The organism is Halorubrum sp. B52 (assembly GCF_059752555.1).
On the sequence record NZ_MWTG01000003.1, the window covers coordinates 53,983 to 66,543 of the forward strand.

10 protein-coding genes are annotated in these 12,561 nt (G+C 52.2%); 6 read left to right on the forward strand and 4 right to left on the reverse strand.

Annotation, left to right across the window (positions count from 1 at the left end; all coding sequences use genetic code 11):
- Positions 1-117 precede the first annotated feature (117 nt).
- Positions 118-585, forward strand: a complete 468-nt coding sequence (locus B4V04_RS00510; RefSeq protein WP_050033737.1) for a hypothetical protein — start codon at positions 118-120, stop codon at positions 583-585.
- Between the two features lie 112 nt (positions 586-697).
- Here B4V04_RS00510 and B4V04_RS00515 read toward each other — a convergent pair whose 3' ends face one another.
- The gene (locus B4V04_RS00515) at positions 698-856 is read right to left on the reverse strand and encodes a hypothetical protein (protein ID WP_233139232.1); all 159 of its coding nucleotides are present in this window, start codon (positions 854-856) and stop codon (positions 698-700) included.
- A 136-nt stretch (positions 857-992) separates the two neighbouring features.
- On the opposite strand from B4V04_RS00515, the gene B4V04_RS00520 reads away from it, so the two are divergent.
- Together B4V04_RS00520 and B4V04_RS00525 are read left to right on the forward strand one after the other, a co-directional pair.
- The gene (locus B4V04_RS00520; protein WP_498228424.1) at positions 993-1,355 is read left to right on the forward strand and encodes an HVO_A0114 family putative DNA-binding protein; all 363 of its coding nucleotides are present in this window, start codon (positions 993-995) and stop codon (positions 1,353-1,355) included.
- Between the two features lie 982 nt (positions 1,356-2,337).
- Positions 2,338-3,612, forward strand: coding sequence for a Cdc6/Cdc18 family protein (locus tag B4V04_RS00525; RefSeq protein ID WP_308204438.1), 1,275 nt, complete (start codon positions 2,338-2,340; stop codon positions 3,610-3,612).
- 254 nt (positions 3,613-3,866) lie between these two features.
- Here B4V04_RS00525 and B4V04_RS00530 read toward each other — a convergent pair whose 3' ends face one another.
- Complete coding sequence (locus B4V04_RS00530; RefSeq protein WP_498228426.1) at positions 3,867-4,385, reverse strand: hypothetical protein; 519 nt, start codon at positions 4,383-4,385, stop codon at positions 3,867-3,869.
- A gap of 220 nt (positions 4,386-4,605) precedes the next feature.
- Here B4V04_RS00530 and B4V04_RS00535 point away from each other — a divergent pair, with 220 nt between their 5' ends.
- Together B4V04_RS00535 and B4V04_RS00540 are read left to right on the forward strand one after the other, a co-directional pair.
- Positions 4,606-6,654 (forward strand): minichromosome maintenance protein MCM, encoded by a 2,049-nt coding sequence (locus B4V04_RS00535; protein ID WP_498228428.1) that lies wholly within the window; start codon positions 4,606-4,608, stop codon positions 6,652-6,654.
- Positions 6,655-6,707: 53 nt separating this feature from the next.
- Positions 6,708-9,071, forward strand: a complete 2,364-nt coding sequence (locus tag B4V04_RS00540; protein ID WP_498228430.1) for a DEAD/DEAH box helicase — start codon at positions 6,708-6,710, stop codon at positions 9,069-9,071.
- A gap of 86 nt (positions 9,072-9,157) precedes the next feature.
- On the opposite strand, the gene B4V04_RS00545 is transcribed toward B4V04_RS00540, so the two are convergent.
- Both B4V04_RS00545 and B4V04_RS00550 read right to left on the reverse strand, forming a co-directional pair.
- Positions 9,158-10,486, reverse strand: a complete 1,329-nt coding sequence (locus tag B4V04_RS00545; protein WP_498228432.1) for a restriction endonuclease — start codon at positions 10,484-10,486, stop codon at positions 9,158-9,160.
- 302 nt (positions 10,487-10,788) lie between these two features.
- Positions 10,789-11,100, reverse strand: a complete 312-nt coding sequence (locus B4V04_RS00550; protein WP_498228434.1) for a hypothetical protein — start codon at positions 11,098-11,100, stop codon at positions 10,789-10,791.
- A gap of 417 nt (positions 11,101-11,517) precedes the next feature.
- Here B4V04_RS00550 and B4V04_RS00555 point away from each other — a divergent pair, with 417 nt between their 5' ends.
- Positions 11,518-12,270 (forward strand): hypothetical protein, encoded by a 753-nt coding sequence (locus B4V04_RS00555; RefSeq protein ID WP_498228436.1) that lies wholly within the window; start codon positions 11,518-11,520, stop codon positions 12,268-12,270.
- Positions 12,271-12,561 lie beyond the last annotated feature (291 nt).

A 12,561-nucleotide genomic window follows, 5' to 3' on the forward strand; every position in this document is an offset into this window, starting at 1 on the left:
AGTAAGTGTCTTCAGGCGTTGATCTTGGCACCTTCGGCAACTGGACTCCAGCAACGCTGGGACGTTCTCACCCCGCTACGATAGCTATAAGATAGATTCGCGTCCTCTGGGATTCAGATGACATTCTGCGCCGATTGTGGTGTGTTACTCGCACCAGGTAATGCCGAGGAATGCTGTGATAACTGCGCTCCGGATGGTGCTCCAACCGTTTCTCGTGAGAAGGGAGATCTAGTATCGTCGCTTGAGGGGCTTCAGTCAACAAAAAGCGGTCATATACTCAAGAAAGATGCGGTGAAGTGGCTCAACTCTCTCGACAAGCCCAATCAAGTGGAACTGAAAAGATCAGTTCTTGCGAAGCCGGCGGGGTTCGAAGGCAGCACTCACGAGACCGATATCTCGAACATTCGAATCTCCGGCGATGCGAGATTCGTGGAAACGTTCGCGGGCCTATTGACGTGTCTCCTTGATTTTGAGGATGACGAGACGCGTGTCGAGCTTAACCTGAGCCGGACGAAAGTTCGAGATACCAAGCAGTATACCGGGAACTATGCTCTCTATCTGTCGGTTGCTGAGCGGGGGAGTTGACCAGTTAATACATTCGCCTCACGGCAGGCTGTTGTTGTAAAGAGAATCGTAGCTACGATTCGCCCCCTCGTCGTCGACGTGATAATTGGTGACTCTACTTAAGACAACAATATCACTTGTCAACGACAGTCGCTTCCTCGGGGGGAGCGATCCCAATCTCGGCGGCACCGCGCTCGATCTCCTCAGGGGTCCTCCCCTCGGCCTCGGCGAGCAGCGCGGTGAGCTCCTCGTCGGAAATGATGTCGGTGTCGGCAGGGGTTTCGCGGCTCATGTCTTCTTCTACTTATTGCGAAGGAATAAACCGGGGTGATGGTTCACCACCGTCCGACCGCGACGGCGGCCGTCTTGGTGACCCGAGCACGCTGATCGACGCATAATCGAAATCCCAGCCCCACACTACAACAATCATGACCCGAACACTCCACGTCGGGATCAAGTCCGCGGATCGTAGCGGCCTCGAGGAACGGCTCGAAGCAATTGATGCCGGCGACGATGTCGAACCCAGCGAGCCAACGCTGTCGATCGAAGACCTCGAGACGTTCGGCCGCGTCTTCCGGTCGACCAACCTCGAAATCCTCGAAGCAATTGTTGAGCACGAGCCAGAGGGCATCCGAGAACTCGCTCGCCTTATCGACCAGAATCCACTGGAGGTCCTCGACAACGTGAATGAGTTGGCGGACTACGGGCTTCTGGAGTTCGAAGAGAACGGCTGCGCGAAGCGCCCCGTCGTGTGGTACGACGAGACCGACGCGGACCTCCCGTTCATATAGGCGTCGGGACGCGAGCGCAAGGCGAACACCTGAGCGCTGAGATATCGATGGCTGACGATGTCTATCCAGAGAATTCCCGACCTGACGGATACTACCATGTAGATCGAGATGCCGACTGGTTCTACGTCGACGCCGAACTGACGTCAACGATCTCCCTTGGGCCTGCCACCGACGGGGAGCCAAGTGATGTCTAGTGTGACTGGTTCGTGTGTACCATGTGGACTATTATCGAGAGATATTAGTTGGGTTATACAGCGGATTAGTTCTGTGAAATGAAGAGAATGTATAATGTGAAAACAAACGGCGTATCTACTATGAGCGGACAACGAGAGATAATATCGGTAGCTCTCACACCCCATATTCGATATGAAATCGAAAATTGACGTAGTAGTAAGATGACTCTCACACACCGTCTTCGATATGAAATTGGTTCTTCCACAGAGAAAATTGCTCTAAATCTAATTTGCACGGTCTAATACGGCAGTATTAGTGTTTTGCTCGAGCATTTCATCTCGAAGAACCTGCTGCCATTCCTCACGATGAAATCTCGTGGACGGGCTCGGACACAGTGTTTTTGTATTTCATTTCGATGACGGGGTGTGTGGATGGGGCCGATTTCCGGGTTAGATGGCTTCATATCGGCGGAGGGGTGCTCACTTCGAAGAAGATCTACTGCGGACAGGACTCTGAGGTGGGATTTCATTTCGAAGAAGGGGTGTCTGTCTTGCTGTCTGAGATTTCATATCGATGGCGGGGTCTTCACTTCGAAGTTGGTGTGTGATGATATGAAAGAGGCAGGAAATTCATTTCGACGGAGGGGTGTTCATATCGACAACACCCACTTCATTTCGACTCTACCCCCTTCATTTCGACAAAGGTTATTAGCGGTTAGATCACAATGACCGTTATGCAAGGCGACGAAACCGACTCGGGGCAGCCAGATACCGAGTCTGGTGGGTCACAAGAATCCGGATCATCTGTCGTGGATAGCATCCTCGATGGCGACGTACAGACTGTTTTCGAAAACAAGGACCTCGTAGACTCGAGTACGATTGTCGATCAGGATCGGATCTACGGCCGGGACGAGCAACTCGCTGCCGAAGCTCGGGCGTTTCGGGACACTCTCGATGGTGAGCGACCGCCGGATCTGCTTTTGTACGGTCCTAGTGGCACAGGCAAGACCCTGACCGTGAAAGCCGTCGCGAACAAAGTCAAAGAACGCGCTCAGGAGAGCGGTATTGAGTTCGACTTTGTGGCAGTCAATTTCAAAACGATGGAGTCTCACACGCTCGACCGCGCTGTGTGGAAGCTAGGCCACCAGACGGCACGGAAAGCGGGTGTGGTTTGGGATGTCCCTCGGTCGGGTGTCTCGACCGATATGAAATACACCCGGCTCTACGAGATCGTCGACGATCACTTCGACTCACTCGTGTTCATCCTCGACGAGATCGACGCGCTGACCGGCAGTACAGGCGCAGACGAACCGGCGTACTCTCGACTGCTCTATAGTTTGAGCCGAGTCATGTCGGAACAGCATGTTGATACGCAGCTGTCAACGGTGGTTGTCACTAACTACCCGAAATTCCGCGAGAACCTTGACAGCCGGACTGACAGCTCCTACAACCCGAACGGGATCCATTTCTCGGATTACGACGCCAACGAGCTCATCGAAATTCTCGAACGACGTCGAGATGCGTTTAAACAAGACGCCCTCGAAGACGGAGTAATCGAGATCGTGGCTGCGTACGGTGCTCAAAACGAAGGTGACGCGCGTCGCGCGATCGATCTGCTCCGGGATGCTGGAGAGATCGCGAACCGGGCGGGCGACCCGGTGGTGACGCAGGACCACGTCAGATCGGCAAACGACTCTGTGGTGAAGAATCGGGTCCTTGAGATCGTTGGTGGGATGTCTGTCCAAAAGAAACTGTCTCTGTACGCTGCCGCACTTGTCGCGAAAGAGAATGAAGGAGCGGCTCCGAGCCCAGTGGTGTACGACATCTACAAAATTCTCTGTGAGGGAAGCGACATGGAAATCTATACACAAGAAACAGTCAACAGCCACATCAATAAAGCCGGAACGTACGGTGTTCTGGAAAGCGAACGGGTTAGTGGTGGATTCAAATCGGGTGTTCACTTGGTTTTCAAGTTCACCGAGCCCGTTGGGGCTGTTCTAGATACATTGAGCGAGGACGAGCGACTCCAAGAGATTCCTGCGAAAGAACTTGGGGAGGTTGTGAAGAGACGGTTGCGGGATTAGTAGTCCGGTCCGCACAGCCAGTTCGTACTCTTTATCAACCGGCTGTTTCAGTCGAGAATATATCTGAAGATAGGGCTCAACAGAGCCAGTTGATCGAAGGAATCTACATGGAGAGATAGCTGGCGATCGACGGAGGGGAAGCGGAAGGTGTATCTGGAATAGGTAAGGGAGTAATCAGATCTGGCACCTGTCCATAGCTAGCTGAGTAATATGGCGACGGCATACCTCATATTACTGGCGGAGAATTACCTTATTTAGACTACGTACGGGAATCCAGCCAGAACCATTCCTGCAAAAATCACAGGCAGCTCGTTTGAGATCTTCCAATTGACAATATCAGAATGAACCAGTCCGTAACCGATTAAGATCACCACACCGAACGTCTGTACCACAACGAACTCGGCGTAGCTGTGAATCAAGTCAGGGATCACCAATCCTCCAAGAACACCGAGTAAAGTCATCAAGCCTACCCTGACCAAAACAGCTACCTCCTTCGTGTCGAATGAATCTGTCCAGAACGCGAAATATGAGTCACCCTGCGAAAACATCCAATTACCGAGAATTGCGATAAAAGAGCCTTGACAGGCCGAGATCAGTAATTCCTCTACTGTGTACGTCAGTACGACGGTGCCGTCAAGAGAGTGAAGCAGTCCGGTAATGAAGTATAGATTAGAGTGTTCGCTGAAGGCCACTGCCAAAGCTGTGATTAGGAGGTAGATCTGCCAGTTATCGTGCTCACTTCCATCTATCAAGTTATGTACCCGGCTTAGCATTACACCGGGTGGAATGACCCGATAGCTGATAATACTTGACTAGTACCCTATATAAAAAAGGAACCTAGTCGAAGTTTCTGTACCGATCGAACCTGTCTTGTTCAGTAGAGTATCGATGCGGTCAACGAAAAAGATAGATCTAGGATCGATCGGCCTATTACACCATTCTAATTCCAGCCCACACCTCACTTTGATTATACCTGTCTGTATGGAACGCAGTATGGGAACTCAGGATCTCACAGAGCGATTCATCCAGTTCTATCGTAATTACTACCGTGAGGAAATCGGAGAACTTGCGCAACGGTACCCCAACGAACAGCGCTCGCTGTACATCGCGTACGATGACCTCTTTCAGTTTGATCGGGACCTCGCTGAGGATTTCCAGAACAAACCTGAACAGATACGTGAGTACGCCGAAGAAGCACTACGCCTCTACGATCTTCCGGCTGATGTCTCCCTTGGCCGAGCGCACGTCAGACTCGAAAGCCTCCCCGAAAATGTCGCAATCAGATCCATTCGCGTCCACGACGACCTTGTTCGAAGTCTGATTTCATTCCGTGGAGTGGTCCGAAAGGCGACCGACGTTCGGCCACAACTCACAGAAGCCGCCTTCGAGTGCCAGCGATGTGGGACAATGACCTACATCCCACAGCATAGCGGTGAGTATCAAGAGCCTCACGAATGCCAGGGGTGTGAGCGTCAGGGGCCTTTCCAGATTAACACTGACCAATCGGAACTCGTCGATTCACAGAAGATCCGAATTCAAGAGTCACCCAAGGGGCTTGGAACTGGAGAAACGCCGCAGTCGATCGACGTCGATCTCCAAGACGATCTGTGTGGTCAGGTAACTCCAGGCGATCATGTAACAGTTGTTGGCATTCTCCGGGCTGAACAGTTGGAAGACGGGAACAACAAGACACCTCTGTTCGATCTCTACGTCGACGGCGTCTCGATAACTCAGAGCGACGAGTTACCCACCAAATTGACCGACGAAGATCGGAGCAAGATCATCGAAGTTAGCAGTAGCGATGACCTCTATGAGAAGTTCGTCGACTCGATTGCGCCTTCGATCCGTGGCTTAGAGGAGGAGAAGTTGGCAGTGCTGCTTCAACTGTTCAGTGGTGTCCAAAAGGAGACAGACGGCGGAGAGCTGATCCGAGGGCAACTCCATCTCCTGTTCACAGGCGATCCCGCAGTTGGCCTCAGTCGGATCCTCCGATCGGCAGCAAAACTCTCGCCGCGCTCGACGTATAGCAATGGGGCTGAAACATCGAAAGCAGGGTTAACGGCGGCTGCGGCCCGAACGGGCGGCACAGACGGGCCATGGGAGCTCAAGTCGGGGGCACTACCGATCGCAGATCGTGGACTCGCCGCGATTGACAATCTTTCTGAGGTTGATGGCGACGTGATGGGCGCGCTAACTGAACCGATGGAACAGCAGCAGATCACGATCTCGAAAGCATCTATTCATGAGTCGATTGACACCCAGGTTGGCGTTCTTGCCGCTGCGGCCCCGAAGTACGGACGGTTCGATCAGTACGAACCTATCGGCGATCAATTGCCTGTAAACACACAACTGCTAACCCTATTTGATCTTGTTTTTACTGTTACTGATTCACCCGACCCAGATGAAGATGAACAGACTGCCACTCACGTTTTGGATATAAATCAGGCGGGCGAACAACGACAAGACGACACCGAGGCTGAACTCCCAGAGTCGGCCGAAGCCCCGTTTGATGCCCCGTTCATCCAGAAATACATTGCCCATGCTCGGGAGGTTCATCCCGTTTTGACGCCTGAAGCCAAAGACTGGATCACGGAGTTCTACGTTGATCTTCGGTCGAAGGGAACAGATGAGGATGCTCCTGTGCCAGTTACGGCCCGGAAATTAGAAGCGCTAGTGCGTCTCTCAGAGGCGAGTGCGCGGGTCCGGCTCTCGGAGAAGATTGATATTGCGGACGCCAAGCGGGCGACTGAACTTGTCGAATCCTGTCTCAAGGATATTGGTGTCGACCCAGAGCTAGGACAGTTCGATGATGACGTGGTTGAAACGGACAAACCTGGACAGGAACTCGAACCTGAGGATGAGGTAAAGCGGCTAATCGCAAACATAGAAACAGAATATGAGGAAGGCGCACCCATCGACGAGGTCCTTGACCGCTCCGGCGAAATCGGGATGAGTCCGGAGCAAGTTGAACAGGAGATAGAAAATCTTCGGACGCAGGGCAAATTGTACGAACCAAAACAGGGTCACCTCCGGACTACCTAATTACCAGGATCGTATTTTTATCAGATGCCGCGTATTCTTATCATAATTCAGCAATGGTTGATATTCCAGACAATCTCTCCCAGCCCGATATTGAGCGGGTTGAATCACTCCTTCTGCGGAAAGGATTTGACTCGGTGAATGAAACGCAGGCGGCTTTCCTCGAGGCTAGTGGAATGAATGAGGGAAATACCCTACTCTGCGCAGAGACAGGGAATGGGAAGACGTTCTGTGCTGAAACCGTCGTCCAGCGGGCGCTTGAAAACGGGAAATCGGTTGCGTATCTCGTCCCGAGTGTCTCGCTCACGAATGGGAAGTACGAGTCCATCAGCGAATGGCTCGACGGGGGATATACGCTCGCAAATGCGACGTGGGGTGACACAGCCGGCTACCAGCATGCCGATGTGATCGTTGCGACCTTCGACTCATACTATGAAGCAGCGATTCGCGGTGTTGGCCTGGGTGTGGATACGCTCATTTTCGATGATTTCCACGAGATATACTCAGACTTCCGCGGAGATACCATCGAGAAATGCCTGACCATCGCCCGGCAGAACGGGGCTGAGATCTTTGCGAACAGTGCGACGGTTGGGAATCCTGATGAAATTGCTCGCTGGTTAGAGTCCGATCTTGTCATCAGCCCTGCGAAGCGAGGCGTTCCGATCGTTGAAAGACCGGTGAAGAAAGGTGACTCACGGAAATCCTATGGCGAGTTCATCGGCGATCTGATCATGGATAATCGGGAGGTGGGCCCGTTCATGATATTCAATTTCTCGACGTCAAATGCCCAGACTCGGGCGCTGCGGATCAAAGATAACTGTCGGTTCGAGCGACCAGATACAGACTACCGGACAAAGGTTGAGGCTGCAGTCGATACAGTTCTCACGAATACCCACCATGATTTGATCAGCTGTCTGGAGAACGGAGTTGCGTTTCACTATGCCGGGCTCGAGAACTCTATCAAAGAGCTCGTAGAGGAGGGGGTCAAGAACGGCGACATCAAGTGTATCTCCTGTACGACCACGCTCGCGTACGGGTTTGACTCACCTATTCAGTCAGTCATTGTTGCTGACCTCGCTCGCTTTGGGCAGTTTATTGGGAAGTATGAGTATATACAATGGATCGGTCGCGCTGGCCGGGGTGGAGATATGGAGAAGGCGTTTGCTTACCCCATCTACACAAATGAAGAGGCTGAAGAGTACTTTGAGTTTGGAACGCCAGTTGAAGAGAAATCACTTGAATCAATTGGGTCGCACTTCGGGCCTGTACCCGATGACTTCCCAAGTGATGAATACATCTCGAACGCAGAGAACGCCGACACGAATCTCCGCTGGCTACTAATTGAACTTGTCGTCAGTGGGTGGAATACACTTGATGAGTTGATCGAGTTCGTTTCGATGACGCTGTACGGGTTCTATCAGGGCGGGTCGACATCCGCGACTCCGGCTCTTGGTAATGATGAGGTCGCCCAGATGGTTATTCGATTCACAGAGGAACTCGACGAGAAGGGCTTCATCAACTACCAGTCGGACAATCAGATTACATCCACTGAACTTGGTGAGGCTGTCTTCGAGTACGACCATGCGACCCGGCTTGAAGCTACGCCTGACGCGCTCAAGGGCGTTGTCAGGATGCTCGAGAACTACCATCCTATCTCGCCCGAACGGTTAATCAAAGAGTTCGCGGCGGTCTCATACACGTGCGATCTTGGCGAGTCGCCGAGTGGGGATAATCCGTTGTGGGAATTACTGGAGAGACACGGCTATGAACAGTCCAACTCGTCGATGACGGCGGCCGTAATGACGTGGCTCTGGTGTCAGGGTATCAATGCGGACTTGATCGAAGATAGAGTGGACATCGACGTGGCGTACCTTTCAACGACCGCCAGTAATCTCTCCGAGGCGATCGGGGTGATCAGCGAGTTATACAACGCGACACCTCATCAAGAACCGGTGTGGGTGGAGACGCTCGCACAACAGCTTGCGGATGGGGTGACCGTGAAAGATCTCCATCTGACGTCCTACGATGGGATTGCTCGGGGACGGGTGATGGCGCTCGAAGATCAGATACAGACCGCGTGGTCGGGCCTCGACAAAGACACGCCGCCGGGTCGTGCTACAACCATCGAAAAACTGGCCTACCAACAAAAACAGGCCCCGTCAGGCTTCAAGGAGAATATCGTTCTCGGCGCCGATCATATATCGACTGGGACAGCACCGACTGTTGTCGAAGCGGTGGAAGACTGGATAGCTGGCGATTTCGGAGAGAGATCTCAACCGCCAGTTGCCGAATCTGGTCGTAACTTCCTTAATTTCGGCAATTCGTCCGGAACGATCGATATGTCGCAGCCTGCGGGTGGATCTACAGAGTCAGGTTCTCGTGATCGGACACGTGGAACGTCGCTTGACGACTTCAAATAGCGACGATCTCGTCTGAACCCATGGAGTTATTACTCAGTATTCTCCCACTCCGTTACAAGCAATCAAGCCGGGCAGGATGCCCCGATCTATTCTTCCTCTCTCGGTGATTGGACGATATCTCCGAGGGATCGGACCAACTGGATCCCGTTCTCGTAGCCAGTCGTCACCCGATACCCTTCTTCGTCCTGCTCGACGGCACCTACGCTGGGATGCGCAAGAAGTTGGAGGGCGGATCGAACCTCTTCGGTGGTTGGGATATCGTTCGAGTCCTCCATGCCCACGACGATCCACCGGACGTCCTCCGCTGTCTCTACGGCTCCGTCGGCACGCTCGAGAGCTCGGATGATCGCAAGCAGGGTCTCTCCAGCATCGATACGGTCCTGAATGTACTCATCGAGGCGGTCGAGCCTGTCGTCCTGGAAGGCTCCTGAGCGTGTCAAGAGGGCCAGTATCTCCTCGGGTGGGACGGCATACTCGCCCCGGCGATCGAGGAGCTCGACGAGGTCGTCAACGGCGATGGTCGTTAGCTCGGTCGTTTCGGCGTTATCGATCACCTTCGGAGCAAAGCCTGGGGCGACCACGATGGCGTGATCAGCCCCACGCTGGCGCCGGTGTTTGTCCACGTTGGTGACCTCTAGAGAGTTGACTCGCCCGTTCCCTCGGGCCTTCACTTCGACAACGACGTGTTCGGGGGATCGGATCTCCACGTCGGTATCACCCCCTCCTTCGATCCAGTCGGCGGCACAGCCCAGCCGAGAGAAAGCCTTCGCAACGAGTTTCTCGAACTCCTCGTGGGCGTTCCCGTCCGTGCTGGCCGCCCGGAGCTGGTCGGCGAGGTCGGGAGTTGGTCCGTCGTCTTCATCGTCGACGGGGTGAACACGTTCGCCGGCATCGGTCAGGTCAGCAATGGCGGTCTCGACGGATTCCTCGCCAGAGAGTTGGTTGAGGCGCTTGTCAGCGACCCGGGTGAATCCCTGCGGGCGATAGGTCTCGTCATAGCCAACAAGCTCGTTGAATTGCTTAATGTCGACGTCGACTTCCTCAACATCGGTGAGGAAAGTCATGTACTCCCAGGGGCTTTCCTCGTTCCAGCGACCGTGTTCAACGTTCTCTTTCCAGAGATACTCCGCAAGGTCGGGGTCGTGTCGGAGTTGGAGGACTTGCCCCCTCGCGACGAACGCCCCATCGTGGTAGACGAGCGCGATGTCGTTTCGCTCGACGTTCCGCCACGTCCCGTCTACTGAGGTACCCCAGACGTGGACGAGATCGTCGTCAGATGTCGTCTGAAACAGTTCGAGATCCTCGTCATTGAGGTAGGACTCAATATCCTCAATTGGGTGCCCATCTCGGATGAACTGTTTGTAGTCCTCAAACGCGTCGTCGCGACCAGCGGGGAGGATCACGATCCCGGTCATGCTTGAATGGAAATCACTAGTTGGAAGCAAATAATTGGCTACAACTCCATTGACTCTGTTGAAATCCTAAGGAGCTGATAGGATTGGTGTGCGAGATACAGTGGATGTAGTTAGCAAGCCAATATTGGTGTATCGTTCTTCTGTAGGAGATTGTTGATAACCCTCGTTCTCTCACTTGGTTGACTGAGTTCTGTACGTAGAGAGACTCCTGTCTTATATTTCAGCTTGCGATAGTTCCCGTGAAACCGTAAGGCGGCCCTCTATCAACAATGTGCTACGCAAGAGCGTTCTTACGTTAAACCTCAAGAATCGCTCTTGTACAGAGTATTATGGCTGAAATCACCCCCTGCAACAATTGACAACCATTTCAATTCACCGTAGTTATCTTCATCTCCATTAGAATTAACATATGTGATTGTGGGTTTGTTTTGATCAGGGATTATAATTCGATATTTTCCTCCCCGAGACCCTTCTAACTCTACGACAGAGGTTCTTGTCTCAAGTTGGATTTTCTTCACTGTACATGGAATACGCTGGGTGCTGTCTGTTTCCGCATACCAGCGGACTTTATCATCAGGCTCCAACCGTTCTACCAAATCCCGTATCGAACTCATAGTCGACATACGCTGACGGGGGATGAAAATATAATGCTATACTGATATTACATTGTGAGAGCCTCGATGTGACGATATTGACCTATAGATTCGCTGTACTGACTGAATCAGACAACCGCAATCCTCGGTGTCCAAGCGTCCTAAATATGCTCTCTGTGTCGGTCAACCCGCTACTGACAGCTGTCGGGGAGCTTGTTGATACCGTGCTGAATAGATTACGCACATTCAGCACCCTCGAAAGCATCACGACTGCGACTGCTAGGACACCGACGCCGGGCATCCGCCTCGACCCGCGCTCGGTGTAACGTCAGACCTTCTAGGCCGCGAATCGATGTCGACGCCGGCCGCTAGAAATTTAATCGCACCTAACGAGAACCCACCAATAAAACCAATACCCCTTGACATTTTATCCAATTGATGGCCGATACAGAGGCAGAAGTAGTAATTAAAGCCGAATATCATAACTCCAAAGCGGACCTCCGCGAAGGTCGGGACATCCTTGATCAGGGTGTCGATCATTATGTTATTGAAGACTCAGAAGAGAAGTCGGACTACGATCGCCAAAGTATCTGGTTTCAGGTACTAATGTGGTTTTTCGATCTATTTGTGATGAACCGGCTAGTCTATACTGATTCAAGTGTTTTAGAGGACATTGCCGATGAACAGGGAGCTAACAAGATCTACACCCGAACGGCAGATTCAGCACTTATTGAGAACGCAAGTCGTGTTGACACCGTGACCAGTTTTGCTCTCTTTGCTCTCCTTACCACCAGTAGTATCGCCATAGGTATTCTATTCAGAGAATTGTTATTCATGCTAATCGGAATATTATTATTCGTATTGGGAATGATCTGTCCAATAATATTGCTCAGGATTGAGGAGTCAAATCGGAACACCAACAACAGGGATCAAAAAATCACAGACGAAATTGTTGGAGCCACTATGGAAGGTGGGAGGGTGGTCGCCATCCTCGGGAACAAACATTGCGAGCCTGTAAAAAAGAAACTACCTGATGAGATCGAGCCTAATTTCTATCCAACATCATATGGTCGGTACCACCCTCGGCAAATTCTAAACAACCTGAGGAGCCTTGTCGTCGTAGTTTCGTTATACACGTGTCCGTATCTTGTGCTGGTTTATATTTTGAGAAAGTCAATCAGTTTTCTATGATACACTTCCAAGAGAATATATCCCGAACGAGAATCCAATCAAAGTAAGAGATGGCCGATATAGACCCGAGAACAGCCTTAATCGGAATCCCATTAGCAATCATATTATTCTTTGCTGTCGGGTTAAGAGTAAGCTCCGCGCGTAACGAGGCCGCAGGACCTCTTGTTGGTCGTTGTCCCGCTGTAATCTGGAATATTGTAACTGGAGGGTTTGGAGTTCTGGATCTTCTGCCCTACACCAAGTGTGTCGCTGGTGTCGCGATTCTCGTTATGATTCCCGGAGCGTTTGGAA

What these genes read in the sequence shown, in the direction of transcription:
- B4V04_RS00510 (WP_050033737.1), top strand. Translation starts at nt 118, where the DNA reads ATGACATTCTGCGCCGATTGTGGTGTGTTACTCGCACCAGGTAATGCC.
- B4V04_RS00515 (WP_233139232.1), bottom strand. Translation starts at nt 856, where the DNA reads ATGAGCCGCGAAACCCCTGCCGACACCGACATCATTTCCGACGAGGAG.
- B4V04_RS00520 (WP_498228424.1), top strand. Translation starts at nt 993, where the DNA reads ATGACCCGAACACTCCACGTCGGGATCAAGTCCGCGGATCGTAGCGGC.
- B4V04_RS00530 (WP_498228426.1), bottom strand. Translation starts at nt 4,385, where the DNA reads ATGCTAAGCCGGGTACATAACTTGATAGATGGAAGTGAGCACGATAAC.
- B4V04_RS00535 (WP_498228428.1), top strand. Translation starts at nt 4,606, where the DNA reads ATGGGAACTCAGGATCTCACAGAGCGATTCATCCAGTTCTATCGTAAT.
- B4V04_RS00540 (WP_498228430.1), top strand. Translation starts at nt 6,708, where the DNA reads ATGGTTGATATTCCAGACAATCTCTCCCAGCCCGATATTGAGCGGGTT.
- B4V04_RS00545 (WP_498228432.1), bottom strand. Translation starts at nt 10,486, where the DNA reads ATGACCGGGATCGTGATCCTCCCCGCTGGTCGCGACGACGCGTTTGAG.
- B4V04_RS00550 (WP_498228434.1), bottom strand. Translation starts at nt 11,100, where the DNA reads ATGAGTTCGATACGGGATTTGGTAGAACGGTTGGAGCCTGATGATAAA.
- B4V04_RS00555 (WP_498228436.1), top strand. Translation starts at nt 11,518, where the DNA reads ATGGCCGATACAGAGGCAGAAGTAGTAATTAAAGCCGAATATCATAAC.